This is a genomic window from Gallionella capsiferriformans ES-2, assembly GCF_000145255.1.
GTDB classification, from domain to species: domain Bacteria; phylum Pseudomonadota; class Gammaproteobacteria; order Burkholderiales; family Gallionellaceae; genus Gallionella; species Gallionella capsiferriformans.
On record NC_014394.1, the window covers coordinates 1,611,263 to 1,636,880 of the forward strand.

Consider the following 25,618-nt stretch of genomic DNA (forward strand, 5'->3'; position numbering starts at 1 on the left):
ACAAAAGGAGATAAACATGCAAAACACACCAACACCAGCAACACCCGAAACCGTAAACCCTGCCGTCCTTCAACTTGGCGGAGAACACCCTATCCCTGAATCACAAGCTGATGGGGAAGAAGACGATGAAGACACAACTGATCCAACCCCCTGGTACAAATCACAGGCCATTAGCACCCTGTCTTTATCCTTCATCTTGATGCTGTGGTTGACCAGCGGCTCTTACATTCTCGGGCACTAGAAATGAAGCCAACAAGGGTGATTTTAAAAAGAGACGGCTGTACCTACATGCACCATCAACAGATCGCTACCCAACCGTATGACGAGGCCACCGGCATGTGTGTTGCGACCACCTCGTTTCGCAGCAACCTGATCGGCAATGGCGGCATATTCAAATTGCAAGACCGCGAACTCAAGATTGCCGAGAATCAAATTGTTGCAACAGAAAAACTCGACAACCTCCCTTATAGCGATTCACAAAGACGGATGATTGTGTGGTTGTGCGTCACCTCAGCGTTGCTCTTTGCCGCGATCGCTTGGGCAATTTTTTGCTTACTGTAGAGAGGAGACCAGATCATGAATATACTTAAAACCCACACTGTCGCGACAGCGCAAGCCGATACTTATCGAGTGTACTGGAGCAACAGCAGCCACCGTGTCGGTGGCGTCCTGAAAGTTCGTATCAACGCACCAATCGAAGATAAGCATATTGCCGCAGAGCTGGCCGCAATGCGGCACCTGCTGGAAGTCAAAGGCGTCTTGGGCAACAAGCTGATTGGTAATGCCGGCACGCAATTGATTGTATCGCTTGGCGCCATTCGCAAATTGCACCGCTCACAATCAGACAAAGCGCATCTGGCCTGCTACGCCAAGTTTTTAACCACGCGCTTTGCGGGCTGCGCTCTTACGGTAGACAAAGACACCCGCTGGTTTACAGGCACTCAGCAGGAAGTAGTTGAAGATCTGCTGGTCAGCGGGCCGGTGCGCGAAACGTTGAATATCGCGGGCGTCGGTGAGGTCGAGATCACGCAGCATGTGCTGGCACGTTTCACCGATCGCTTTCTTGCCGCCACGTCCCCTGATAAAGCAGCTCAAGCCGCCTGGAAAAAACTCAACCAGATCGCAGCCGACGGATCGGTACGTGAGGTAGTACGCAACAGTCTGTGGAATGCGGCCAAATATATGCGCGAAGGTCGGCAGGAAGGTCGATATTTTCTGAATGCCAAGCGCAATCTGGTGCTGGTTGTCACCGACAACCCGCGCGAGGGAAAACGGCTGGTGACCACCTACCCAGCCACAAGCCAGTTTCAGGCGTTGGCGGCCTGATCACCTCAAGCCACGCCACGACAGATACATATATATAGGACGTGACAGAACATGTTTATCAGCCATAAAAAAATGTGTAAGTGCATCGAAGTGGGCAGAACGGCAATCGAATCGCGCATGCTCGGGATCATCATTCACCCCAGAGCCAGCACGGAAGCGGACGAGGCTGAAATGGCCTCGCTGCACGCCCTCTACAAACAATACAACGCGCTCATGTCGCCGGCCGAGCTGCCTGCCAGCAAGACTGCAAAGAGTAAGACATCGGCTGTCGACAAACACCCCAATCACAAACAAGGAGAACCCACGTGAACACCGCATTGAACACCTCACCGCAATTGCATTTTGAACACATCAGCAATACATCGAACATGCCCAGAGACGCACGCCGTAATCGTGCTGCGGAGCTTGCATGGGAGAATTTTTATTTTGTCGGCTTCCGGATTGACTCTGCGTATGGCGAGCGGTATCACCATGCGCTGATTCTGGCGGATAACCACGATGCGTTTTTGAGTGGCATCGCAGCCGAATATCTCGAGCTGCTCAATTACGACTGGATTACCTCGGCACATGACATCTCGGTGATCTTCATCGAAAACTTGATGATGCAGAATCCGGCACTGGTTGATGAAGCCCGCCCAGTGCAAGCCAAACCTAAGGGTTCATCTACCCCCCGCAGGAACAGCAATGCCTTTTCAGTAATCGGTTTTACAGACAGCAATCAGTACTGCCGCTTAGAAGTTGATTCAGACAATGCCTTGAAGGCAATCGATGAAGCTAATGCCCAAGTGAATTACGAGTGCGGTGCTCAATTCAAACCGTTGCTGATCAGTCAGCTCAATGCCGTAGCGATCGATTTCTTTAACTTGCTCAATGCGGTGGTCGAATCGGTAAAAGAACTGATGGGCGGCGCGGCGACAAATCGAGGCTATCTACACTGAGCCCGCAGTGGCATCAACGCGCTCACGGAGTTCCTTACCTGTTTTGAAGTGCGGCACATATTTGGCGGGCACCATCACGTTCACACCTGACTTTGGGTTGCGACCTTTGCGCGGTGGGCGGTGATTGAGACCGAAACTGCCAAAACCGCGTATTTCGATGCGATTTCCCCGCGCGAGTGTGCGTGACATCTCATCCAGAATGGTACGCACCGCCATATCGATATCGCTGTTGGTGAGCTGTGGAAATTTTGCAGCGAGCTGCGCGATGAGTTCTGATCGGGTCATGAAGGTTTTTTAGAGTGACTGCGCGGGCAGAAAATAGAATCTAACAAGTTTAATTATATCAGGAGGTTGAGAATGAAGGACAAATCGGACAATAAGGCAGACGGGATTGCCAGCCAGTTAGCGGAAGGCATGGGGCAGCTTCGAGCTGGATTTATGCAGACGATCACTGGACCGCGATTCATTCGCCGCAGTTTTGTTGCCTATTTTGCGCCGGTCATTGCGGGCTGCAGGTTGAGTAAAAAACGCAACTGGCACTATTTTCAACAGCTGCGCGTCGTGTATCGCTATGCGTTTTGGCGGGGGAGGACGTGAAAACTGAGATTTACAGTGAGATGAAATCTATTACGTCACTTCTCAAATCTCGTTCCATGGTTCAAAAACATTCACCGCAAACTCATCACTTAAACGACTAACTCATGCAAATTTAGGAGCAATCATGCCTGCACATACCAGAAATCGATTCACCACGCGAGTCACCGACCACGCACATAAAACGTTACCAATGGCCGCTGAGATAACGGGCACAAGCGTGAATCAGTTTGTCGTACAGGCCGCATTGGAAAGAGCAGAAAGGGTGATTAATAATAAGGCGACCGTTATGTCGTCACGCGCTAAGCCTATCCCCCGTAATATTTTATAAATGAGTTCATGATGGACAATAAAATGATCGTTAAACACATGGCCGGTGACGGTCGAAATATGCATCTAAACTGGACCGCCGATTTTGGAAAAATGAAGCTAGATATAGTCGTGCAACACGGCCTGATCAGCGCAAGCTTACTCAAGATTTTTTTAGATGGATTTCACTAGCACGACGATCGATTCGAAAAAACTAAAATTATCGGCGCATTGCGTATCACCCATGAGTTTCAAGTGACAATGCGTCTGAGCCCAACCGTAGAATTTAATATATTCGCGTATCAGCCGGAGTATCCCGATAAGGCCCCCGTTGAACTTGATTTAGTTATGAAGTGCACAGAAATTAACATTTGAAATCTTATTGCCTATTGGCACAGCAAAAATAATTCGTAACAGGTTTATCAGCCGTTTCCACGGTGATTGCCGGCATCACGGGCCCGCAGCACAACTGGCGCTGGTTTACCAGTTGTGCGTCGCGCGCGTATCGCTATGCGTTTTGGAAGGGAAGGACCTGAACTTGAACGTTCGGGCGTGCCCCCTCCTATAGCGTGCTATCCACCTCCTCTTCCTGTGGAAAGTGCAATTCAAAATCCCGGCCATCGGGCAACCTGATAAAAAGCAGGAAGCCCGATGATTTCACGTGTGCCGCCAAAGGTAATAGGCATTTCTCTGCCCTTTTTACTAAGGCATGGATTTCCGCATCGTTTATCACTTCGTGACTCATGCCGAAATAAACCCCATCACACCAAACTGACAAACCTTGTCGGGATTTGCCCGTTTCCATTCCTCAATACAACGCTCCTGAGTTGCTTCATCGGGTTCAAGTTGCCACTCAGATTCCGGGGGATATGTCGCAAAAAGATCAAGATCATTGCGAATGTGTGCAATGGCCGCCGCCACATTATCCTTGCGAGCGATACCGATATAAAGACAGATCGTCACCGTCTCGCCCTGATCATCGGTATACATCACATAATGTGCAAATCCGTCACGTCTCGGCAGACCTTCGCGGATCATTCTTGCAGTACGCTCTTTGAACTCTACTTGCTGCTCTGGCGATAGCTTGGCCACATAATCAGCGATTATTTTAGAACCATTACCCATGATAATTTATCCTTTTGTAGTTAGGGATTTCTAATCTACAGAAATGGGCAACTTTCCAAAGAACAATTTTTTCATAATCAACATCACTCAGAAATGCCTGACTTTAGTGATGCCAATCTATTGATGATATGTATAAAAAAAACAATCGCCTCCGGAATAAAAAGACACAACGCCGACTATTTGTTTCAACAAACAAATAAATATTGACATCTACCGATGTTTTGAAACATCATAACCTTGATGAACAACAACGCTGAGAGGCTTATCGATTTCGCACGATCCCAAGGGCTGATTCGCTCATGCGATCTGGCACAGCAAGGGATTCCGCGCGTTTCCCTGACTCGTGCCGTCCGTCAAGGACAACTTGAGCGCATCGGACGTGGGATATATGGTCTTCCTGGACGAAGCATATCTGCTCACGGTTCATTGGCAGAAGTTGCATGCAGGGTGCCGAAAGGGGTAGTTTGCCTACTGTCAGCACTGCGTTTTCATGGTCTGACAACGCAGGCACCATTTGAGGCATGGCTGGCAATTGAAAACAAATCCGTTGCACCGAAGCTTGATTACCCGCCACTGCGCATTGTCCGATTCTCCGGGACGGCATTCACCGATGGAGTAGAAGAGCATGTCGTCGATGGTGTAACGATACGGGTGACCAGCGTTGCAAAGACGGTGGCCGACTGTTTCAAGTATCGCAATAAAATTGGCATTGATGTGGCGCTCGAAGCACTGCGAGAGGCATGGCATGAAAAACGCATGAGCAGTGACGAAATTTGGCACTATGCCAAAATATGCCGCGTGGCCAATGTCATACGCCCTTATCTGGAAAGTTTAAGCTAAGAAAAATACAGGAAGGATAATATATGACTATTCCGATCAGCCGAACACTGATTAATTCTCAGCTGGATCCAGAAGACTGGCAATTGGCTCCATCCACTCCGGCACGGTGCAATACTGTTTGATAATGACGCCGTTACTTGCCCGCAACACCAGCTTGGCCTGTTCGCCATCGACAGAATTGTCATACAAGTAAAGCCGATCCACTTCCCTTGCCACCAATGCACAATTGGCGATAGACCTGAAATAACGCGTGATGATTTTTTGTATCGGCACATCGTGCCCGCCCTGCATCACACGACGCGCAACCCGTGCGGCATTGATGGAAGGATCGCCTGTAGCCACGAAAAATACACGAGTAAAAAAACCGGCTGCTTTCGCCCGTCGGACAAAATCAACCTTGTCCGGCGCGGAGAATACACTTTCAAAAGCAATGCTACGCTGCGAGGCAAGACAGTTTTCACGCAGTTCACTGGCAAAATTAGCCGCCTGTATTACAGCAGACTGAGAGTTCCAGTCGCCAAACTGATCACGAGCGATGAAATCCGGGTTTATATACTCGCAACCGGAAAACCATTCATGCGCCAGACCGCGCTCGGTCACTGTTGTTTTGCCAGCCCCATTGGGCCCCGCGACAAGTAATAATCGAGGCTGTTCAAGCTGCATCATGCACAACAACCGTATCTCTGGCACGAGCATCCGCAACTGCTTGCACAAGCATGCTACGCATCCAGCTATCCGATTGCCCTTTTCGCAGCATCGCTAAATCACGCGCCTCACGCATCACATCACCTAACTCATCATCCGTAGGTTCAGTATCCGCCGCCAGAGGGTTACGTTTTGTATTTTCTGCCATTAAAGATCCCTAACATATTGAATTCCCTAACGTACATCAGAAGGATTATCACCTTTCATCCGCAAAATTAAGAGGTTGTCAGATAATAACAGTTTTCATTCAAAGTGACCTTTTTACTGGTGGTATCGAACTTTCCGGTTTGTGCCCCTTTTACCGACTGCCTATATTTCCCTCCCCACATTCACAAGGCTTGTGCTGAATCAGTAACGGCTCGCCAATCACTGAAAATCGGAATGTATGCACCTTAAAATGCGCGTGAAATTGTAGAGAGCTGTTCAATCTGTACAGATGAATTTCATGCCTGAGCACAAGCCATCATATAGGTCTTAACCAGACAGTACGGCGACTCAAAAAACTTCTGTGCAAAATTTTAAAGTACCGCTCTCTGCCACATCACTCTTGAATTTTAGCAAGAAACCCTTTGCGCAGCAGTATCGCTCAATCACTCTCTATTGAACAAAAATCGCGATTCAAATTTAAATTCTCCGTAATTGATCCAGATTAACGATTTTCGATACTTCTCACCACAGCAATACGCGGCCGAAATCACCATTTTATATTCACCAAAATCTCGTAATTTTCTTTGCATAAAAATTTAGCTTTGGAAAATATTTGACTTAGGCAGAATGAACTCCTACACATAAAGGAGCTTCAAAAATGAAACAAGCCGTAAAAGTCACAACAAACCATTCCGCACGTAACACTTTTTATTTGTGCGAAAAACCATCGCAAGCACGTACGCTGGCAAAGGTGCTTGGTGCTGAAAAAGGCCGTGACCAGATGCATTTCGCAGAAGGCGTTGTTATCGGACATGCGTATGGGCACATGCTGAACTTGGCAAAACCGGAGACATATATCGGTACTGGCCCATGGTGCCTGGACAACCTGCCTATCCTGCCAAAAACTTGGCTATGGCAGGTCAAGGATGAACATCGCGAGCATTTCGACAATCTCGGCAAATACCTGAGTCAGGCCGATCTGGTTGTTCTCGCCACCGATCCTGATGAGGAAGGCGAAGTCATCGGTCGTCAGATATTACAGGCCCATAATTATTCTGGAGAAGTTTTGCGACTGTGGATGTCTGCGCTGGAAACAGAGTCACTTAAAAAATCCCTGCAAAACTTGCGTCCGCTGTCAGAGACCGATCATTTTTACCAGGCTGGACGTGTGCGCCATGAAATGGACTGGCTGTTTGGTATGAATTTAAGCCGTGCATTCTCCGTCCTCCTCAAATCTAAGGCCAACATCGGTCGCGTCAAAACGCGCTTGCTTAATGAAATCGTCACCAACGACCAGCAAGCTGAAAATGTTATACAAGACGGATATGAGACGGCCTATGTGATGCTGGGTGACACCCTGCTGGAATTAATACAAGCTGATCAGCCGTGTGACCATATCGTGAATTTCAAAAAACTCGCAGGAGCGCAATGCGGAATTTATCGAAATGATAAAAGTTGCAACTACACCGATGAGATGGGAGTCCCCCTAGTGACACCCAGACCTCTCCCCTACACACTCACTGCATTGCTCGCAGACTCCGCAGACATCGGGATCCCACTGGATGAAGGTTACAAAGCGGTTCAAAAGCTTTATGAGTCCGGCGCAATCAGCTATCCCCGTACTAACTCAACAAAGCTGCCGGGCACATCGTCTGATGACTTTGCCGTACATCACGCTATCGTCACAATGAGGGATGATTTACCCACTGGCATGACAGAGGAAGCCACGCGCATCTTTGAGTTGATTCGTTTGAACGAGTTGTATCAAAGAAATCAGTTGATCACCATTGACCGCACACAAACGATTGAGATCGGTGGAGAATATTTTTCTTCACGTGAAGAGTGGAAGACCATTTCATTTGATTCACCCGATCGTGCTCTGCTGAAAAATCAAAACATTCTGGCCAACCAGAAAAAACTGGCCATCTACAAAACGGGCGATGAGTTTCCGGTCACGGTTCGACTGACGCGCGAAAATTACGGGAAGCCAACGTATTTTACCGAGTCTTCACTGCTGCGGATGATGGCTGAAAAAGGGATCGGTACAGAATCCACTCGGGTCGCGGCCATTACCAATCTAATCAAAGAAAAACTCATTGATGTCACGCCGCAAACAGACCATGAGGGCCTGCCATCAACGCAGGCGCGCACCCTCCGTTCGACAAAACTCGGTCGCGACTTAATCAGAAAGTTGCCGGAAGTGGTAACCGGTCAGGAGATGGAGGCTCAACTGCAGCAGGCATTGAAAGAGATGCGTGGTGGACAATCAGATGAGTCTACCCACCTGATGCGGACAGACGCGTGGCTCACACAAACGATTCGCGAGGCGGTTTGACAGGCGTAGTACGCCAGACGGGCAAGTCATTAGGGAGCCTGCCATGCTGAAAGCCATTCTACTTTCCGGCATGAGCATGCTGCTTGGCACGGCGGATTTAATACCGCGTTGCTCATCCCAGCGAGATGACTGGGGTTCATAGCAGGCCATTTTGGATGCCCTCCCCCTATCAGATCGGCAATCAGATCGATTGCTGCGGTTAAAACCACAAACAAATATTTCAATATAAATTTATAAAATCAGGAGAAGTAAATTATGAGTAATTCAATCAATCAGTTGATGAGGAAGTTCAAGTACGAAGACAAACGGATCGAGCATCTGCTTGAAGATTTTGACGACCTTGTGGAAGCCATTAATGATTACGATGACCAGTTTGAATTTAGTGACAAAAAGGATGAAACAGCCATGCTTTCTGGCTATCAGAACACTGCCTTCGGCATCCTGCTGTCCCTGCTTCAACTTGGGCATATCACAACGGCCGATTTTCACCATCGGATGCACGCCCTCAATTTAGTGTTCTTCAAGAAAACGGGTTATTAACACTACGGCTACAATTCTCGTGTAAAAGATGACAATTTATTTCCTTTAATATGGAAGAAATGGACTTTGCATCATGGCATTGTCATCCCGAGTTTTACTTGAAAAAACAGACGAAATGTTATATTTATAAGCGGGGACGAAATTTCCCGGCATGCGGCACGATCCGGCCAAAAGTTACGAAATTACTCAGAGGCCGCAGACTCGAAAAATCCGGGTTTTATCAACTTCGTCAAAGATAGTGATGCTAACTCAACTCTGAAATGAAATTTTTAGAAGAGAATTAGTTAAATCGGTATAATTGACGGTAAGTTTGAGGAATCTTTATTTAAAAAATTATTTTTATACACGGAGAAAAAATGGCACCTCGTAGATCAAAAGAAGAAATAATAAAAGAGTTGGAAGCAAAAATTCTTAAACTAAAAGAACGTACAACGGCCCAGAAAGAAGTAAAAATATCGAAGGACAGTCCAGGTATTTCTGAAGCAATTTCAGCGATTGAAAATGCATCTTTGCAAAATGAAATTTCAGTTTCTGAAGTAATTAAGGCCATATCGCGTATTAAGCGCACTGGCTTGCGAATTGAGGATTCTGCTCGTAAGTCCCAAGCATAAGCCCTGAAATACATTGAGGGTCATCAGAATATAAAATAACGCAGCGTGCGGTGTGTCAGAGTAATCTCGATGAATATCAGCGCATGATGTTACCGCTGCGTTAGTTCTTATACTGAAGGGCGGCTATATGACGTTATATATTGCATGGTGATGATCCGCATCGTGCCATTACCTGCACTTCACAGATTAAAGTTTGAGCGACTGTTATGGGTGGTAATGCGGATGGTCGCAAGGTGAGTGTCTGATAGGAACCACTGTCCAAAATAGGGCGGTCAAAAAATTGACATGAACGCCAACTTTTTGGTCTAAGCGAACAGAGGTGTATTTAAAAAAAGCTGTCGGCGCGACCTTATCGAAAGTCGACTTCATGCTACAAAGCTATATTTACTGTATTGGCCCTGTTGACTCAGGTCAGCAAAAATACAAGGTCGTGAACTGCCTTGAATTTAGTAAATCGCATCTGGTTTGTATAAACTTGTTATCTGAATAGCTGTCCTCGACTATTGCTGCTTATCCTGGCAATTGCGATTGCAAAAAAACTCGCCACTGTTCTGGGTGACCGAAATAGTTTCCGATATCGAGCCGTTGGAATCCTTTTTCAGTCTCCAGCACCATCGTTGGAAAACCGTTTCCGCCGATTCGCTGCATCAACTGACGGCTTGTCTGGATGTGATCATCCACTGCACCACCAAGTTGTCGTTCCATTTTTTCGGAAAATTCTTTTGCATCAATTCCCAGAGTGCTTGCCAGCGAGTGCAGACAATCGAGGTTTGAAACCACTTTGCCTTCTATGTAGTGTGCTTGTTGCAAGGCGGTCAGCATGTCGAGGCCGGATCGACCGCAGTCCTCTGTGGCGAGTATTGCGGCGATGGGAGGTGTGGAATCCATAACGGCATCCTCATTGCACAACAGTCCGTTGAAATAGGCATCGCCGAACGGCTGGCCACTAACTTCGGCGATGCGACGATCATATCCCATAATCTGACTGCGCAGAGCGGGTGCAACCTTGCGACGGGCGGAGCCGCTCATCAAGCCGCCGCCATGCAACACCAGTTGCAGGCCTTCGATGCTGCGGGTTGTAGCGACCAGCGGTGCCGCGGCATAACACCAGCCGCAGAACGGATCGAAGATGTAATGTAAGACAGGGGTGGTCATTTCAACATTCCTTATTCGATGCGGGCGACTTGTTCAAATGCCAGACGCGGGCCGCGCGGGTAGTGGCCGCCTTCCATTGCGCCATGACCGAGATTGACGATGAAGTTAGCACTCCAGCGCCCATCGGGGAAAAACTCGGCGTTCACTTTGGCTGCATCGAAGCCGCTCATCGGCCCGGCATCCAGTCCTAGTGCACGTGCCGCCATAATCAGATAAGCCCCCTGCAATGTGGAATTGCGGAACGCGGTGCTTTCAGCCAACGCAGCATTGTTGGCAAACATCGGGGCCGCGTCATAGGCTTTGAACTGGCTTGGCAGATGTTCGTAGAACGCGCTGTCTGCGGCGATGATCACGGTCAGCGGTGCCTGGCGCGTTTTCTCCACATTAGAAGCAAGCATGGCAGGCAATAGGCGTTCACGCGCTTCGGGGTTGCGGATGAACACGAAGCGTGCAGGCTGTGTATTCATCGACGTGGGTGTCCATTTCATCATTTCATAGAGTTCGCGAATCGTATCTTCACTTACCGCTTGATCGGTGAAGCTGTTGTAGCTGTGCGCGTTGAAAAAAAGTTGATCCAGCGATCGTTGGTCTAGTGCCTGTTTCATTGTTGTGTCCTTGTGTATGGGTGTTTGCAGACTTTAGCAGCTTGTTCAGTACAGACAAACCCGTTAATCTGCACATCTTTGTTGCGTAGAGTAAACATATGGACCGGTTGACGGCGATGCGGGTGTTTGTTGAAGTGGCACAGCGGGGCAGCTTTACGGCGGCCGCTGATAGTCTGGATATTTCGCGCGCCATGGCAACGCGCTACGTGAGCGAACTGGAACAGTGGCTGAATGCGCGTCTGCTGCAACGCTCCACCCGTCGTCTCTCGCTCACCGAGGCGGGGGAGCGCTGCTTGCTCCAGTGCAGGCAGATACTGGAATTGAGCGGCGAGATGACGGATGTTTCGGGGCGGGACAACTCCGCCCCTAAAGGGCCTTTGCGGATAACCACCAGCATGTCGTTCGGCATGGCGCATCTGGCGGCGGCGGTGACGGATTATTTAAAACTGTATCCGCAAGTATCGGTAGATATGCTGATGGTTGATCGCAGTGTGAACCTGATCGAAGAACGCATTGATCTGGCTATCCGGATTTCCGGCGAACTGGATCCAAATCTGGTGACAAGACGCCTTGCACCGTGCCGCTCGGTGGTCTGCGCCTCGCCTGACTATTTGCGTCGCTACGGCACGCCCGCATCGCCCGCTGACCTGACGCGGCACAACTGTTTAACCTATTCGAATTTTGGCAAAGGCCAATGGCGCTTTGCGCGCGCGGGGCAGGAAATCGAAGTGCCGGTGAGCGGCAACCTGAGTGCGAATGAGGCGACCGTGTTGACTCAGGCGGCGTTGGCCGGTGCGGGATTGGCTTTGCAGCCGACCTATCTTGCCGGGCCACTGATTCGCAGCGGTCAGTTATCGGCGGTATTGCCGGAATGGGAGCCGCCGGAACTGGGTATCTGCGGCGTGTACGTTTCACGCCGCCATATGCCCGCTACGCTGCGTACCCTGATCGATTTTCTGGTGCAACGCTACGCGGGTGTGCCGGATTGGGATAAAAATTGATTTGTTAATTTCATGTGATACGCAGCAATTTTGCTGAGCCCTCATGCGAACATCAGTCTGTACTCTGCTTGACAGCCAAGACTTCCGCCAACTTCTGTGCGCGAAGCCCCTCGATAATAAAATCGACAAAAGCGCGTGTTTTAGGCGGTAGCAGTTTCTGGCTGGAAAAGTATAGCGAAATCGGCCCGACATCACTATGCCAGTCCGGCAGCAACCGCTCCAACGCGCCGCTTTCCAAATGGGGGGCGGCATGCGGCACGGCAACCAGACCTACGCCAAGTCCCTGAAGTGTTGCGCAGCAAACCGCGTCCGGGGCGTTGACGATCATTACGGGTTTCTGAACGGCGGCTACTTCGGTGCCGGAACGGTTGCGCATGACCCATGTGATCGCGCGGTTGTTGTCTGCCGAACGCATCACCACGCCGGCAAGTTCGGCAAGCTCTGACGGATCCTTGGGGCGGCGCTTGCCGTGCAAAAAGGCCGGTGTCGCCACCGCAATCAGATGTACCCGCGCCAACTCGCGTGCCTTCATGCCGGGAGGGAGTTCGAAACCGGCACCGAATGCCGCATCATAACCGTCGGCAATGAAGTCCACCGGACGGTTATCAAAATGCCAGTCCGTCGTCACCGCCGGATAACGTTCGAGAAAAGCCGGCATCAGTGGCAACAAAAACTCCATCCCAAAGCTCAAAGGGGCGCTCACTTTGAGCATCCCGGCTGGTTGCCCGGCATTCACCATGACATCGGCAATTGCGCCTTGAATACTGTCGAGACCGCCTTGTACTGACTGCAAGAAACGCTCGCCTGATTCTGTTAACGCCAGTCCGCGCGTGCTGCGCTGAAATAGCTGAACACCTAGGTTGCGCTCCAGATATGCGACATTGCGGCTGATTGCACCCGGTGTCAGCGACAGTCGGCGCGCGGCTGCCGAAAAACTACCACTCTCGGCGCTGCGTACAAAAGATTCCAGATTGGCGAGCGTTTCCATTATTTCACCTTCTACTAATAATAGAAACTGATTCTATCAGATCACCACTACTGCTATAAGCTTGAGGCACTTAAAATGCGAACCAGCAACACACTTATCTCCCAACTCATTAAAAGGAAGCATCATGAAAATAGGTATTATCGGTTCTGGCGGTCTTGGTTCTAACATTGCCCGCGCACTTGCAAACAAAGGCATTTCAGCAACTATCGCCAACAAAGAGGGGCCCGCCTCCCTGTCGGCGCTGGTCGCAGAATTGGGGGCTTCGATTACTGCTGGTACGGTCGAACAGGCGGCAAGTGCAGACATCGTGGTGGTTGCCGTGCCTTGGGTCGCCCTCCAGCAATTACTGAGCAGCCTGCCTGCCTGGAATAATCGCATCGTGATCGACGGTGCCAATCCTGTGCTCTTCCTGGATCCGAATTCTCCGGATGCCAAGGATCCAAGCAACCCGCTGGCTGCCTACGGCATCAAGGCGATTGATCTTGGCGGCAAGTATTCGAGCGCCGTGTTCCGAGATCTGGTTCCGGGCGCACGCGTCGTCAAGGCGTTCAACCATGCGGATGCCAGAGTGCTGGCGCAGCCGGAAGTTGCCGGTGGGCAACGCACCATGTTCTATTCTGGCGACGATGCCGCCGCGAAAGCCGACGTTCGAAAGTTACTCGAAGCCATCGGGTATTTCCCTGTTGACCTTGGCCCGCTCGACGTTGGCGGCCCATTAATGCAGTTACCTTTCGGCGCACTCTCGATGAGCAATTTCGTCAAAATCTAACGGTAACAAGCGTGGCCATCGCAAGGGTGATGGCCGCGCCATGGGTGCTGATTTCGAAATTAACTGATCAGACACTGAATGCATTTGCAACAAGCCGCTGTTAGCAAGACTGTGTAGTAGCAGTCATCTCAACGCACTTGAAAATGATCCCATCGTGAGTTGGTTAAAAAATGAGCTGACCTTTGACCGTCGGCATCTTCGCATTGTTGTCGACTTTTCTCGGCAAGAACGCCGCCGACACATCGGGCGCAGGACTATTTTTGCGCCGTACGTTTTTCCTGCACAAGGAGTTATGAATGAATTTACCGAACATAACACGCTATAACAACACTGCCATCACCTTGCACTGGCTAGTGGCGCTGCTGATTTTCGCGGCGTTTCCACTGGGTGTGTATATGCACGAATTGTCTTTGTCGCCGACCAAGTTGCAGCTTTATAGCTATCACAAATGGATCGGCATCACGGTGTTGCTGCTGGCGGTGCAGCGGGTGGTATGGCGCGCTACGCATACGCCGCCAGCGTTGCCGGACAATTTGCCGCGCTGGCAGAAAATTGCCAGCCATGCCACGCATCAACTTTTGTATGTGCTGCTCTTTGTGGTACCGCTGTCCGGCTGGTTAATGAGTTCGGCCAAGGGCTACAAGACGGTATGGTTAGGCATATTGCAGCTGCCCGATCTGGTCAGTAAAAATAAGACGTTGGGCGAGTTGCTCAGCAACGTGCATGCAAGTTTGAATTATCTGTTGCTGGCGCTGGTGGTGTTACATATTGCTGCCGTGCTGAAGCATCGTTTGATTGACCGGGATGATGTGATGACCCGGATGTTGCCAATAGGAGACCGTAAATGAATATTTTGAAATACATCCCTGTGTGCGGGCTGATACTGGCATGCAGCGACGTCCTTGCGCTTGAGTTCAAGCAAGTGCAGGCGAACGAAAGCTCGGTGACCTTTAGCTACAAGCAAATGGGCGTGCCGATGGAGGGCAAGTTCAACAAGTTTACCGCACAGCTTGCATTTGATCCCGCCAAGGTTGCCGCTGCGCAGGCACGTATCGACATCAACGTTGCCAGTATCGACACCGGCTCGATGGAGGCTAACGATGAAGTAGTGGGCAAGTTATGGTTTAACGCCAAGACATACCCTGCGGCCAGCTTTGTATCCACCGGGCTGAAAGCCCTGGGCGGCAACCGCTATGAGGCTACGGGTAAACTCAGTATCAAAGGCCGCACGTTGGAAATGAAGGCGCCCGTCACGTTTCAAGCTGCGGGTAATCGCGGCGCATTCGACGGCAGCTTCACCCTCAAGCGGCTCGACTTTGCGATAGGCGAAGGCGAGTGGACGGATATCGGCACGGTCGCCAACGAAATTCAAATCAAGTTTCATCTTGTCGTAAATGCAGCACTCAGCAAGAAGTAATTTTTCTTTAAACCACCACTAAGAGAACACCATGAAAAAAATCATTGCCCTGACACTCACCTCCCTGTTGTCTTCCACTGCTTATGCCGCCCCGGAAACTTATGTAATCGATTCTTCGCATTCCATGCCTCGCTTCGAATACAGCCACTTTGGCTATTCTTTGCAACTCAGCCGTTTTGATACGATTACCGGAAAAATCACGATTGATCGCGCTGAAAAGTCAGGCTCAGTGGATGTGACGATCGATGCGAAGTCAGTGAACACAGGCTCGACTTTGTTTAACAGTCATATTCAGGGCGAAGATTTTTTCGACACCGCCAAATATCCCGCTATCACTTTCAAGTCGAGCAAGGTGAAGTTTGATGGCGATAAAGTGGCAGCTGTGGAGGGCGACTTAACGGTTAAGGGCATCACCAAGCCGGTGACACTGACTGTCAATTCCTTCCTGTGCATGCCGCATCCGATGGTGAAGAAAGAGGCCTGCGGCGTGACCGCGACAACCCAAGTTAAACGCTCCGATTTCAACATGGGCAAGTACGCACCTTACGTGGGTGACGAAGTGACGCTGACGATTCCGGTTGAGTCGGTGAAACTGTAACTTGTAATGCGCTCGCTTGAACTCAGCGTGGGTACAAGAACGTACTCACGCTAACTATGTTTTTGATTTTCAATTTAAGGAATACCGCATGTCACAAGCCCTATTCACCCCGACCACACTCGGCAAGCTGCAACTGCAAAATCGCGTTGTCATGGCTCCGTTAACGCGTTGTCGTGCAATCGGTAATGTGCCGAACGAATTGATGGAAAAGTATTATTCGTTGCGCGCCGAAGCCGGACTCATCATTGCCGAGGGGACTTCGCCTTCGCCAAACGGCTTGGGGTATGCGCGCATGCCCGGCCTGTTTTCGGATGAACAAATACAGGGCTGGAAGCGAGTGACCGATCGCGTGCATGCCGCAGGCGGCAAGATAGAGCAGCCACCACCATCACCGTCCACTTGTCGCCGATGCGGGCCAGCGTGTCGGCTATTCATGAGGCCCAACGTAAAGCTAAGGGGCGCGCCGAAGGCGCGTCCCAGCGACCGGAGGGAGCGAACTTGAGCGCAAGGTTAGGGCTTATGGCTGCTGCAAGACTCACAGTAACGCTCCAATTCTTTCGTGCGATTTAAAATTTGTTCAGCGCGACAAGAGTGCTCCATTTCCGCCATTGTAAAAGGCGCGCCAATGAATTTACTTAATGCCGCAACACAATGAGCATCAGAGAACTTTAGCCAAGCGCGCTGAGCGGTTATCCAAGGTTGGCGCTCCTCTTTTGTTGGAAACTCACTGAGCAATTGCCGATAAACCTCATTCAAGCGCTTGTCAGCTTGATTGGCATTAAATTCGGCATGAGCTGCGCCACAAAAATCACCGTTGTCACTAGAAGCGATGTCAGGAGGACAAACCCAAGCTTCTGCATGGCATTGAAAAGGGAAAGAAGATAAACACAGCACGACTAAAAATGTTCGCATGGGAAAGCCCTAACGTAAAATTGAGAGGCAGGCCGCTTCTTGCCTATCTCTCTCGAATGTGAGGTTAGAGGGCGATATTTTATAAATCATTTTCTAATCGTTGCGCGTGTGTATGGGGCCGGTGGTAGCCAAATGTGACGCTTACAGATTACCCAGAGCTGACACCCTGAACTCAGTAATATTCCAATGACCGTAGCGCAAGCCAAATAAAAATTAGCATCCAATGTGTGAACAACACGTGGACCGAAGTGGGTGTACCCGCAACATAGAACGACCAGCCCAGTAAATGGAAAACTAATCATTGATGCGAGAGCGATAATGAACAAGACAAAGTATGCCAATCCATTTCCTCTTGTAATGTCTCGCCGAAGACCGGGCCAATCAATATGAGATTTTTTTCCAGCGCGTCAGCCGTGTTACACGCATGTTGAATTGCCCTCTAACGTAGAAGTCACCGGCGCTGCGCGGCTTTATCGCGCAGCGTCCGTGTGGACTGCCGGGTTAGGAACTTTAGGGCGAACATACGTCAGGCTTTTCTGCGGGACCGACACAGACGTTAACGCTACCCGAAAGATACTTTCCTGCCGCTGAAAGCCAGTCAATTGGATCCTTTTCTTCCTCGGGAGAGAAAACAAAAGCTCCGGGGGCACGAATTTCAAAAGGCTTTATTCTTCTCGCCATTGATATGACGTAGGTGCGTCGAGCGGAAGAAATGGCTTTTACGAACGTAAGTTCACCTACCTCGCTCCCCTGCAACCGAGCGCAGTAAAACTGTGCATAGGCAACGCTGAAGATTCCTTCACTTCGCGGTTTAGGCGGAACAACATTGGAGCTGGGACAAGACTTGGCTTGTGACGCAAGAGTAAGGCGAATGGCATTCGTTACAGCATCTCCCGAAGGAGACGGCTCCAGAACAACTACTGTGATCGATTCTTTCCATGCGGCCCCCTTCTGGTCTAGAGGAACCCAAGCTGTAAAGTCCACTCCGCTTCCCTTTTGTTCCTTTGCCTTTTTCCATCCTCCCCATGCGGATGGAGCCTCCATTTTTACGCTTTCTTGCTCCTGCGCAAATGCGCTGCATGGGGAGATGACTGCAATCAGCAACAGGACTACGCGAGCATGCATTGTGGGTTCCTAACGTTGTAGGTAAGGGGCGCTGCGCGGAGCTTTATCGCGCAGCGTCCAGCGACCGGAGGGAGCGGCCTTGACCGCAGTGTTAGATTTTTCGTTCGCAAGAGAGGAGTTTCGTAACTTCAAGAATTCGAGCCTCCAAGCCATGGATTGATTGCTGGACATTTTCTAGTTTGATCTGGTTATTCTTCGAAATGCCATCGCTCGGGTTTCCATTTACACCGGAAGAACTCAATGTCCCCGCATCCCGATCTAGGAATTCCTTTTGCTGCTCAAGGCGCCTTACCTCGCGGAGAATTGAGCAGTTAGCTATCGTAGCCGCCAGTGTGGCCTGGCAGTCCTCCGACGCCTGCTTCCATTGCCCAAGCCCTGTTTTCCAGTTCTGTAAATCTGTGGAGCAGCGTTCAAACCGCGTTGACGATTCTCTTGTGCCAGCGACTTGGTTTTGCAGCGCTTCAATTGCTTTGTCATGCTCTGTTCTAGGTACATGAGTATCCCGTAAATCTTTAAGGAGTACGTACGTGTTAGCCGAGACACGATCAATTCCCGAGAGCTTCCCATAAGCCTCGAATGCGGCCCACGCAATGCTAAAGGATGCGATGGCAACAGCAGCAACAAGACTGGGGTGTGTTTTAGCGTCGTCGTAAATGCTCATATAGGTGAGTGAAAAATCTAACGTTAAGTTGAAGGGCTGACGCGGGCTGCTTCGCGGCAGTCCCGCTCGAACGTTAGGTTAGCCCTTTGTGGATGAAAGTAAATCATCATAGGCGCTAAGCATCGCATTAACGGCAGGCCACTTGTTATCCATGCTGAGAAGTGCCTCAAGAGGATGCGCACCTCGTCGTTCCGCTTTCGCAATTGCCCACAGCAAGTAGTCAAGGGTTACTGGCGTGTTGCATACCTCAAAAGCGTTTGTAGTGTTGATCGGAGCATGAGACGGGAATTTTTTGTTGGCTGCTACTATTGCTTCAACTAGCTTTGCACTCTTGCCACGAAGTGCTATTTTTTGATGGGCTTGCAATGCAGTTTCGTGCAGCGCAGCGGATGCTTGTGCCGCAGCCAGTTGGGCACGAAGCTGCGCTAACTCTTCACTCGACGGCGTAAACGGCACCGGCGCGGGCCCAAGTTTCCGAACAAGTAATGCAAGCATTTCGTCGTAGCGTGAAGAGTCAGTGAAGTCACCATAGAACTTGCCTTTGAGAAAGCCGGGTAGTTCGACTTGCTCCAAGAGAAGTGGCAGCACTACAACTCTCTTTTCTTCGATTTCTCGGTTGGATGCAATATCGAGTTCTCGTGTAATCCACGGACTTGCAATCGAGGCCGATGAGAGAATAGCCGCAACATAATCTACTTCATCAAGACCATCGCGGATTTTCTCTATCAAAGAGTCTCCGATATTTATTTCAGCCTCGTCAATCCACACAGCGTGTCCAGCCTTGCGTAGATCAGCAGCAAGCTTTCGTGCGAAAGGTTTATCGGCATGCGAATGACTGAGAAATATGCTACTCAAGGGCAGAACTCCTTCTAGGGCTAACGTTGGAAGTAACCTGCTGCCGGAGTTGCGCAGCAACGGAGGGGATCCAAAGCGCAGCTTTGGGCAGTCAGGTTGACTGAAAGGTTAGGGCAAACCGGTCTATAGTTGCACAATGCGCATTTTCCTCTGACTATTTTTTGATTCACGCCAAACCTCTACGCGAAATTGATTCCTTGGTGGGGCAATTGGTATTGGGCGTGGTGAGCGACTCGGTTTCTCTTTCTTTTCATCAAGTTGTAATTCTGAATCTTGCTCAGTTGTATCTATCAGCGGCAATTGTTCGTGGAATTTTGGGGCTTTACTCAATGCCTCTTCTAGTTCGCGCATAAACTCTGGATTGGTTTTCGCCTCTTCTCCGAGCAGTAGTGTTGCCTCTTGCATCGCTTCTTCCGCGGTAAATTCTCGACTTTGGACTTTATTAAACAGACGTTGTAACTGGCCTAGCGCTCCGCCATGCCTTTTTACTTTTACTGCATGGCCTTGCGACTCAAATGGTTTGACTGCTTGTGCTGCTAGGAAATCACCAACCGCACCAACTTGACTTCTGATTGTTTGAAGTCCAGAGATAAAATCCCCGTAATTTCCAATGCCAAAGTACAAGGTGCCAAGAAGAAGCGCTACTTTTCCCTTGCCTTTTACCGAGCCTTCTTCGATCTCAAGGGAAAGCGAGTAATCGGGGAAGTCTAAGTACTTATCAACGTATGCAACCCACTCATCAAAAAGTCGCGTCGAATACTCCTCGAACTCGGCCCGAGGAAGACTGGGAACATCAATGAAGAAGTCAGTAGATCCGAGATCAATCATCCGTGGAGCACCAGATGCATGAGGTTTGCCCTAACGTGAAGGTAAGGGGCTGCGCTTTAGCGCAGTCCCAGCCCGAAGGGCGAACTTGACCGCAGGGTTAGGAAGCATGAGGAGCAACCTGACTAATAATGCTGAAAAACAGCGCCAAGAAAAGCACCAAATATATGAGAAGGAATGCAAGCATGGCATCGGACAGCTTGGATAGAGAGCCATCGTTGAGGATTTTGTGCTCACGAGCCACAAGGAACTTGAGCAAGGCAAAAGTACCTGCGGGGCTGTTGCGCAGGAAAAGAGAGGGGCTTCCCATTGCTTCGTACTTTGCTGGGTGAGATGACTCAAGGCGGCTAAACAGTATTTTTACGAGAACAAACCAGACGAGCACCATGCAAGCGAGGATGGCGAAGATGGTTGCAAAGAATGTTTCGTGCATTGGCATGTTTGCTTCCTAACGTAAAGTTGAGGGGCGCGCCGCTTTTTGGCGCGTCCCTCTCGAACGCCATGTTAGGTGAGAACTTTCTCACTCAAGTTTAATGACAGTGGACAATACCAGTGCTGTTATCCATATGGCAGCACTGCCCAGGGGGTGAGCTTTTACGACAACCACCACCATGAGCAAGTGCCACGCTACTAGCAAATACCAGCGTTAATGCAACGATCAATGTCTTCATAAAATTGCCTTCACGCCCTAGTTGGTGGTATCGCTAGGTACTGGGCGTATTAAGCACCTAACGTAAAGCTAAGGGGCGCGCCGAAGGCGCGTCCCAGCGACCGGAGGGAGCGAACTTGAGCGCAGGGTTAGGGTGTTCTTATTTATAACTTTCATATAGGCTTTTGATATATTCAGCGCGCTTCTCTGTCATATCCGCTATACATTCGCTTTGATTTACATGATTAGAGCCACCAATAAGTTCCTGCGAAAATTCACACTCCCTATCTCTAAAAATTATCCACGCTCGTTGAGCTGCAATTAGCTTCTTCTTGGCTTCTCGCCAAGCAGGTTTGTTCATTACAGTCATAAGATTTCGATAGGCATCATTCAAGTCTTTGTCGGCGTCCACTGATGCGTTGTAATTGTTGCAGGAAGCCCATGGGGTGCTACCTTCTAAAAATTGGTCGCAGTTCAACTCTTCCGCCATTGCTCCACGCGGGGATGACAACATTACAGAAAGCGCTATAAACAACGTAAGTAAAATCTTCATGGGGATACCTACCCTAACGTTAAATGTACCGAACTTCTTCTGTATAAGAAATTAGTGGGTTCTGTATAAGATGCCCTATCTAGGATAACCAATTGATTATAAATGATAGCAATGGATTTATACATCAAGCTATCCCGCATACTCAGCACAACACCCGAATGTCGGAAAATGGCACTCAGCCGATGAAGGGCTTCGATAAAGCAGCGCCTGAAACCTGCCCTTGAAAATTTTTCTCGGTTCAAAATTTAGCCTGCTGATTGCTGATCGTCGCGACTGATTATTGCCGAGACATAACAGGGATTCACTGTCGCAATATTGTGAAAAATATCTGCTAGAGATTAACAGTTAACCATCAGCATAGATATTGGAAAATTCTTAGAGACGAGCTTATTTTCTTTTTTTTATTGAAACACCTCTGGCCGCCATCTTACAACCTCGAAGTTCCGTAATTGGCGCCTTGCTGATCGTGACGGTTCAATATTGTAAGCCGGAAACCTGCCATTGGCGCTTTCCGAACTATCAATTTTTCAGCCTGCTCCAAACCTGCTATTCACCAAGTAACGCTGTCGAGACAAAACTGCCCGTAACCGGACAGGAAAGCTGAGCCTCATTGTGGTATTCATTGCTGCCAGCATGCCTGCCAATCATCACGCCTAGCGAAGTCAATCAGTTCATCAGAACTGGCCGCACCCGAACGCCCCGCGGCGCGCAACTGGTCGTAGGCAAGTATCCGTCCCATGGTGGCGACAACTTCCTTAAGTCGATCCAGTTTGTTCCCCCATTCGCCGACGGCAATACTTGTACAATAAGTTGCGGATGAACAGCGGATCATTCTACAACCACCACTTCATCTGTGTGCTCATCATATTTCCGCAGTTCAAAAGTCAGTTTTTAATTTGTTAATACAGAGCACTTGCCACTTAGGCCAATATCCGCAACAATCAACACCGCTTTTAACCATACAAACAAGGATTAAAAAATTAACCGCAAAGAACTGATCGACGCACTGGCGACAAAAACTGGTAGCACCAAGGCTGATGCTGCACGAAATTTCGCAGCATTTATCGATGTGGTGACAGAAACACTCACTGCGGGCGATGACATATCATTGGTAGGCTTTGGCTCATTTGAAGTGCGCGAACGAGCTGCTCGCACTGGTCGCAATCCAGCAACAGGTGCTGAACTAAAAATCGCAGCGTCAAAATCACCCGCATTCAAGCCTGGCGCAACACTCAAATCTGCCGTCAACGATTCAAAATAAGCATTCAAATAACAATGCGACTGCCAATGCAGTTGCACACTAAATATGCCAACAAATCAAATCATCCAGCACCTGACAAAACACGGTGAACGACTCGATTCAGAAATTGCACACGCCGTGGGGATACCACTGAGCATAGCGCACCAACATCTGAAATTGCTTACCGCCAACGGAAAAGTAATGTCCTGCCATATCACCCGGTTTGTAGAGGGTGAGAAAATTGAGGGGATCACCTGTCGATTGGTTGGGCATATACCCAAAGTTGCACCAGGCAAAAAAACGATGTGATAATTTACTCATTTTACCGACTGTTGCCTAGCAGGCAATCTAATCGTCATCGTCCGCTGCGCTACAAAAACTAGCCGCTCAAACGACTCCATGTGACCATCCATTGGTGGCAATTGTTTCGGCCTGCATCTCGAATTGCCAGCCCCTAAGCCGTCGCTCAAAGATAATTGAGCAAAGACGTGCTTGATCGTCAGTATTAACCGATAACCTGACGACCTTGTTGTCGAACAAAGCGGGTGGTGCCAAGTTATCTGATTCCGTTGGCTGCGGTGTCTCAGTTACCGAGCGTAACTGAAAACTTGGCGTACCTGACTACGTAGCATTTCAAGATTTGGTAGGATTTACTATCACGACCTATTTGTACGGAAATCGGGTTGCATTCAGCCAAAGGTACACGCCACTTGTACGCCACCCAGTGTCAGACTAGTCGTCGCCTCAAAAATTTAACTTTGAGGCGTGGGAGGCGACAATGGTAATACTGGCGCAAAAAACTCCGTTTTACTGTGACTTGACCGCCATCTCTGTTAAGAGTAGCCGAAAACTTTCCTGGAAAAAGTGGTCGGTGGGCTATAAAAAATTGACTTAAGCCACGCGGTTAGGTTGGATGGAAATTAGACAGTCGGTAAAAAACACATTTTACCGACTGTTTCACCAGCCTATTTTTCCGACTCAGATTTTGGCTTTGTCACACGACGACTACCGTTGTATGCAGACCCGATTGAAACCCGAGAATGCCCTGCCCTCTCCATCAATTGCATACTCAGAATACGATATTCTTCCTTGTCGATCTGGGGTAATCCCCCCTGAAATTAGTTGCTTCTAGTTGTGCTGGTCGTCGCGGATGTCCGCTTATCGGCCAGACCGGACGCAGGCGGTTTGCTGAAAAAGTGGTCGAATCAGCTTGCTGGAGCGTCCGCTTCTTGAAATTTTGGATGTGTACTACCGAGACGAACCGGAAGCTCAACGTGAAATTAACCGGCTCCGCGCTTTTGCGGAGTCCGGGTTGAATGTCGGGTTAGCATATGGCTACATTGACTGCAGGTTGTTTTCTAACTTGTTGCCAAATGCCCAGATAGTGGCTGCAGGAAGCACCCAAAGAAGAACAATAATCAGAAGATGCCTGATTGAATCATCGCTCGTGATGGTGGGCTGCGATACAAATACAAAAATAGGAATCGCTAGAAAGAACTGAAACGCTACAATCAAAAATGAATTTCCGTGCTCTCGTATATGCTTGTATGACTCAATGTAGCTAGAGCCCTCATGTTCTTTGCGTTTTTTGACGATGGCGGAGTAATAATCGATGGTTTTCTGCCAAGAGGTTTTGAATATTGATACTAGTATTTGAATTTGAAATGCGAGCAAAAATGAAAATAAAAAAACGGCCAAACTTCCCATTGTTTTGTCTGAGCTGGAGTTAAGGAAATAGATTACGGTTGTCAGAAAAGATGGGATGAGCAGCCACAATATACGGGAAAGCATTCCGCTATTAGGGTTTGGATTCGTTGGGCTTTTAAACATTAGCCCTCGCCCTGCATGCATAATTAGGATGGGTGCGCTAGCAATATAACAATAAGCAAGACCATAAACCGCCAGAAGGATTAAGTGAGGCATCCCAAAATCTTTTGGCTCTGGTGGAATGAAAAGAAGTTTTTTTAGTGCTTCGTTCTGAGTGAAGAGAAAAAAGATAATCATGGCACCTACGACTGTGCCTTGAGCATATCGCACACCATAAAATTCCCACCAGTGGCTGTCATTTTGTTCGTTCATTATTTCTCCTGCTAACGTGGAGGTAAGGGGCTGCGCTTTATCGCAGTCCCAGCGAAGCGGAGCGAGCTTGACCGTAGGGTTAGGCGTTTTTTTATTTTTGTTCAACATTCAATTCGGCAGATAGCTGTTGCTGAAAAGCAAGATATTTAGCGCGGATTTCTTTGGTTGAGGATGGCGTTTCATAGAAGTAGTTGCCCCATTCCTGCTCCCAGTTGTTATGTGCGGACTCATGTTCTGATAGCGGCGTTTTGATCTTTGCATCAACACCATGCCCCTGATATGTAGCAAAACATACATCCATGAGTTCCATAAAGCGATTGAAGAATGCCGGAGAAAAGTATGGGCGATAGGTGTGAATATTTTTATCAACCTCACGTTTCCAACCAATGACATCTTTGGGTGATTGGTTCTTCCAGTTACCTACTCGCGTGCAGTAGCAGAAAATATCATTAATTTTCGGTGCAACCTCATCCCATACAGCAATACGTTTCTCGATGAGCTTCTGATTGCGCCATTGAGAGTGCTCAATTTTCTTTGTGATGCGAAGTATCCAAATTCCCAATATGGCCGTGATTATTGGGCCAAGTAGGTTTGCGGTCAGCGCAAGGTAATCGGTCCAATCCTTGGACGATTCAGCGAGCTTTATAAGAATGGGATCAGTAGCCATATTTGCCTAACGTTAAGTTGAGGGGCTGATGCGGGCTGCTTCGCGGCAG

General features: G+C 49.1%; 36 protein-coding genes. 18 read left to right on the forward strand and 18 right to left on the reverse strand.

What is annotated here, in order from left to right:
• Positions 1-16 precede the first annotated feature (16 nt).
• Genes GALF_RS15920 through GALF_RS07325 form a run of 5 tightly spaced genes read left to right on the forward strand, consistent with a single transcriptional unit; the run spans position 17 to position 2,264 of the window.
• Complete coding sequence (locus GALF_RS15920) at positions 17-241, forward strand: hypothetical protein (RefSeq protein WP_013293425.1); 225 nt, start codon at positions 17-19, stop codon at positions 239-241.
• A gap of 2 nt (positions 242-243) precedes the next feature.
• On the forward strand, positions 244-561 hold the full coding sequence (locus GALF_RS15925) for a hypothetical protein (protein WP_013293426.1): 318 nt from the start codon (positions 244-246) through the stop codon (positions 559-561).
• A gap of 15 nt (positions 562-576) precedes the next feature.
• A complete protein-coding gene (locus GALF_RS07315) occupies positions 577-1,326 on the forward strand; it encodes a hypothetical protein (RefSeq protein WP_013293427.1) in 750 nt (249 codons plus the stop codon).
• 51 nt (positions 1,327-1,377) lie between these two features.
• The gene (locus GALF_RS07320) at positions 1,378-1,635 is read left to right on the forward strand and encodes a hypothetical protein (protein WP_013293428.1); all 258 of its coding nucleotides are present in this window, start codon (positions 1,378-1,380) and stop codon (positions 1,633-1,635) included.
• The gene (locus tag GALF_RS07325; protein WP_013293429.1) at positions 1,632-2,264 is read left to right on the forward strand and encodes a hypothetical protein; all 633 of its coding nucleotides are present in this window, start codon (positions 1,632-1,634) and stop codon (positions 2,262-2,264) included. Before GALF_RS07320 ends, GALF_RS07325 begins: the two co-directional genes overlap by 4 nt.
• Here the strand turns inward: GALF_RS07325 and GALF_RS07330 are convergent.
• Positions 2,256-2,549: an integration host factor subunit beta gene (locus GALF_RS07330; RefSeq protein ID WP_013293430.1), complete on the reverse strand. Its 294-nt coding sequence runs from the start codon at positions 2,547-2,549 to the stop codon at positions 2,256-2,258. The genes GALF_RS07325 and GALF_RS07330 overlap by 9 nt on opposite strands.
• A gap of 72 nt (positions 2,550-2,621) precedes the next feature.
• Here GALF_RS07330 and GALF_RS07335 point away from each other — a divergent pair, with 72 nt between their 5' ends.
• Together GALF_RS07335 and GALF_RS16140 are read left to right on the forward strand one after the other, a co-directional pair.
• On the forward strand, positions 2,622-2,861 hold the full coding sequence (locus GALF_RS07335; RefSeq protein WP_013293431.1) for a hypothetical protein: 240 nt from the start codon (positions 2,622-2,624) through the stop codon (positions 2,859-2,861).
• A gap of 124 nt (positions 2,862-2,985) precedes the next feature.
• Positions 2,986-3,189: a type II toxin-antitoxin system TacA family antitoxin gene (locus GALF_RS16140; RefSeq protein ID WP_013293432.1), complete on the forward strand. Its 204-nt coding sequence runs from the start codon at positions 2,986-2,988 to the stop codon at positions 3,187-3,189.
• Between the two features lie 719 nt (positions 3,190-3,908).
• On the opposite strand, the gene GALF_RS07350 is transcribed toward GALF_RS16140, so the two are convergent.
• Positions 3,909-4,292, reverse strand: a complete 384-nt coding sequence (locus tag GALF_RS07350) for a hypothetical protein (protein ID WP_013293435.1) — start codon at positions 4,290-4,292, stop codon at positions 3,909-3,911.
• A gap of 240 nt (positions 4,293-4,532) precedes the next feature.
• On the opposite strand from GALF_RS07350, the gene GALF_RS07355 reads away from it, so the two are divergent.
• The gene (locus GALF_RS07355) at positions 4,533-5,132 is read left to right on the forward strand and encodes a type IV toxin-antitoxin system AbiEi family antitoxin domain-containing protein (protein WP_013293436.1); all 600 of its coding nucleotides are present in this window, start codon (positions 4,533-4,535) and stop codon (positions 5,130-5,132) included.
• A 51-nt stretch (positions 5,133-5,183) separates the two neighbouring features.
• On the opposite strand, the gene GALF_RS07360 is transcribed toward GALF_RS07355, so the two are convergent.
• Together GALF_RS07360 and GALF_RS07365 are read right to left on the reverse strand one after the other, a co-directional pair.
• Positions 5,184-5,798 (reverse strand): zeta toxin family protein, encoded by a 615-nt coding sequence (locus tag GALF_RS07360; protein ID WP_223293680.1) that lies wholly within the window; start codon positions 5,796-5,798, stop codon positions 5,184-5,186.
• Positions 5,785-5,985: a hypothetical protein gene (locus tag GALF_RS07365; protein ID WP_013293438.1), complete on the reverse strand. Its 201-nt coding sequence runs from the start codon at positions 5,983-5,985 to the stop codon at positions 5,785-5,787. Before GALF_RS07365 ends, GALF_RS07360 begins: the two co-directional genes overlap by 14 nt.
• A 657-nt stretch (positions 5,986-6,642) precedes the next feature.
• Between GALF_RS07365 and GALF_RS07370 the strand changes: the two genes are divergently transcribed.
• The 3 genes from GALF_RS07370 (at position 6,643) to GALF_RS07380 (ending at position 9,470) form a co-directional block, all read left to right on the forward strand.
• Positions 6,643-8,319 carry a DNA topoisomerase gene (locus GALF_RS07370; protein ID WP_013293439.1) on the forward strand — a complete coding sequence of 559 codons (1,677 nt, stop codon included), beginning with the start codon at positions 6,643-6,645 and terminating at the stop codon, positions 8,317-8,319.
• Between the two features lie 255 nt (positions 8,320-8,574).
• A complete protein-coding gene (locus tag GALF_RS07375) occupies positions 8,575-8,859 on the forward strand; it encodes a hypothetical protein (RefSeq protein WP_013293440.1) in 285 nt (94 codons plus the stop codon).
• Positions 8,860-9,215: 356 nt separating this feature from the next.
• A complete protein-coding gene (locus GALF_RS07380; protein ID WP_013293441.1) occupies positions 9,216-9,470 on the forward strand; it encodes a hypothetical protein in 255 nt (84 codons plus the stop codon).
• Between the two features lie 510 nt (positions 9,471-9,980).
• Here the strand turns inward: GALF_RS07380 and GALF_RS07385 are convergent.
• Complete coding sequence (locus GALF_RS07385; protein WP_013293442.1) at positions 9,981-10,625, reverse strand: DsbA family protein; 645 nt, start codon at positions 10,623-10,625, stop codon at positions 9,981-9,983.
• Between the two features lie 11 nt (positions 10,626-10,636).
• Positions 10,637-11,230 carry a malonic semialdehyde reductase gene (locus GALF_RS07390; RefSeq protein ID WP_013293443.1) on the reverse strand — a complete coding sequence of 198 codons (594 nt, stop codon included), beginning with the start codon at positions 11,228-11,230 and terminating at the stop codon, positions 10,637-10,639.
• Positions 11,231-11,328: 98 nt separating this feature from the next.
• Between GALF_RS07390 and GALF_RS07395 the strand changes: the two genes are divergently transcribed.
• Positions 11,329-12,231, forward strand: a complete 903-nt coding sequence (locus tag GALF_RS07395) for a LysR family transcriptional regulator (RefSeq protein ID WP_013293444.1) — start codon at positions 11,329-11,331, stop codon at positions 12,229-12,231.
• Positions 12,232-12,283: 52 nt separating this feature from the next.
• On the opposite strand, the gene GALF_RS07400 is transcribed toward GALF_RS07395, so the two are convergent.
• Positions 12,284-13,219 (reverse strand): LysR family transcriptional regulator, encoded by a 936-nt coding sequence (locus tag GALF_RS07400; RefSeq protein WP_013293445.1) that lies wholly within the window; start codon positions 13,217-13,219, stop codon positions 12,284-12,286.
• Positions 13,220-13,343: 124 nt separating this feature from the next.
• On the opposite strand from GALF_RS07400, the gene GALF_RS07405 reads away from it, so the two are divergent.
• The 5 genes from GALF_RS07405 to GALF_RS07425 all read left to right on the forward strand — a co-directional run bounded on the left by GALF_RS07405 (position 13,344) and on the right by GALF_RS07425 (position 16,505).
• A complete protein-coding gene (locus GALF_RS07405; protein WP_013293446.1) occupies positions 13,344-13,988 on the forward strand; it encodes an NADPH-dependent F420 reductase in 645 nt (214 codons plus the stop codon).
• Between the two features lie 296 nt (positions 13,989-14,284).
• Complete coding sequence (locus GALF_RS07410; RefSeq protein ID WP_013293447.1) at positions 14,285-14,836, forward strand: cytochrome b; 552 nt, start codon at positions 14,285-14,287, stop codon at positions 14,834-14,836.
• A complete protein-coding gene (locus tag GALF_RS07415; RefSeq protein ID WP_013293448.1) occupies positions 14,833-15,405 on the forward strand; it encodes a YceI family protein in 573 nt (190 codons plus the stop codon). The genes GALF_RS07410 and GALF_RS07415 overlap by 4 nt, the downstream gene beginning before the upstream one ends.
• 31 nt (positions 15,406-15,436) lie before the next feature.
• The gene (locus GALF_RS07420) at positions 15,437-16,003 is read left to right on the forward strand and encodes a YceI family protein (RefSeq protein ID WP_013293449.1); all 567 of its coding nucleotides are present in this window, start codon (positions 15,437-15,439) and stop codon (positions 16,001-16,003) included.
• Between the two features lie 88 nt (positions 16,004-16,091).
• Positions 16,092-16,505 (forward strand): oxidoreductase, encoded by a 414-nt coding sequence (locus GALF_RS07425; protein ID WP_013293450.1) that lies wholly within the window; start codon positions 16,092-16,094, stop codon positions 16,503-16,505.
• 8 nt (positions 16,506-16,513) lie between these two features.
• On the opposite strand, the gene GALF_RS15300 is transcribed toward GALF_RS07425, so the two are convergent.
• The 8 genes from GALF_RS15300 to GALF_RS07460 form a co-directional block, all read right to left on the reverse strand.
• A complete protein-coding gene (locus tag GALF_RS15300) occupies positions 16,514-16,915 on the reverse strand; it encodes a lysozyme inhibitor LprI family protein (protein ID WP_013293451.1) in 402 nt (133 codons plus the stop codon).
• A 510-nt stretch (positions 16,916-17,425) separates the two neighbouring features.
• Complete coding sequence (locus tag GALF_RS07430) at positions 17,426-18,040, reverse strand: hypothetical protein (RefSeq protein ID WP_013293452.1); 615 nt, start codon at positions 18,038-18,040, stop codon at positions 17,426-17,428.
• A gap of 91 nt (positions 18,041-18,131) precedes the next feature.
• Positions 18,132-18,701, reverse strand: coding sequence for a hypothetical protein (locus GALF_RS07435; protein WP_013293453.1), 570 nt, complete (start codon positions 18,699-18,701; stop codon positions 18,132-18,134).
• A 78-nt stretch (positions 18,702-18,779) separates the two neighbouring features.
• Positions 18,780-19,556, reverse strand: a complete 777-nt coding sequence (locus tag GALF_RS07440) for a toll/interleukin-1 receptor domain-containing protein (RefSeq protein ID WP_013293454.1) — start codon at positions 19,554-19,556, stop codon at positions 18,780-18,782.
• Between the two features lie 123 nt (positions 19,557-19,679).
• Positions 19,680-20,384, reverse strand: coding sequence for a hypothetical protein (locus tag GALF_RS07445; RefSeq protein WP_013293455.1), 705 nt, complete (start codon positions 20,382-20,384; stop codon positions 19,680-19,682).
• A 97-nt stretch (positions 20,385-20,481) separates the two neighbouring features.
• Positions 20,482-20,820 carry a hypothetical protein gene (locus tag GALF_RS07450; protein ID WP_013293456.1) on the reverse strand — a complete coding sequence of 113 codons (339 nt, stop codon included), beginning with the start codon at positions 20,818-20,820 and terminating at the stop codon, positions 20,482-20,484.
• Between the two features lie 370 nt (positions 20,821-21,190).
• Entirely contained in the window at positions 21,191-21,583 is a 393-nt protein-coding gene (locus GALF_RS07455; RefSeq protein ID WP_013293457.1) for a lysozyme inhibitor LprI family protein, read from the reverse strand.
• Between the two features lie 619 nt (positions 21,584-22,202).
• Positions 22,203-22,415 carry a hypothetical protein gene (locus GALF_RS07460; protein WP_013293458.1) on the reverse strand — a complete coding sequence of 71 codons (213 nt, stop codon included), beginning with the start codon at positions 22,413-22,415 and terminating at the stop codon, positions 22,203-22,205.
• A gap of 147 nt (positions 22,416-22,562) precedes the next feature.
• Between GALF_RS07460 and GALF_RS15305 the strand changes: the two genes are divergently transcribed.
• A complete protein-coding gene (locus GALF_RS15305) occupies positions 22,563-22,844 on the forward strand; it encodes an HU family DNA-binding protein (protein ID WP_013293459.1) in 282 nt (93 codons plus the stop codon).
• Positions 22,845-22,943: 99 nt separating this feature from the next.
• On the opposite strand, the gene GALF_RS15690 is transcribed toward GALF_RS15305, so the two are convergent.
• The 3 genes from GALF_RS15690 to GALF_RS07480 all read right to left on the reverse strand — a co-directional run bounded on the left by GALF_RS15690 (position 22,944) and on the right by GALF_RS07480 (position 25,569).
• Positions 22,944-23,144, reverse strand: a complete 201-nt coding sequence (locus GALF_RS15690) for a hypothetical protein (protein WP_190274057.1) — start codon at positions 23,142-23,144, stop codon at positions 22,944-22,946.
• Between the two features lie 1,014 nt (positions 23,145-24,158).
• On the reverse strand, positions 24,159-25,010 hold the full coding sequence (locus GALF_RS07475) for a hypothetical protein (RefSeq protein ID WP_041938020.1): 852 nt from the start codon (positions 25,008-25,010) through the stop codon (positions 24,159-24,161).
• On the reverse strand, positions 24,994-25,569 hold the full coding sequence (locus GALF_RS07480) for a hypothetical protein (RefSeq protein ID WP_013293463.1): 576 nt from the start codon (positions 25,567-25,569) through the stop codon (positions 24,994-24,996). The genes GALF_RS07475 and GALF_RS07480 overlap by 17 nt, the downstream gene beginning before the upstream one ends.
• Positions 25,570-25,618 lie beyond the last annotated feature (49 nt).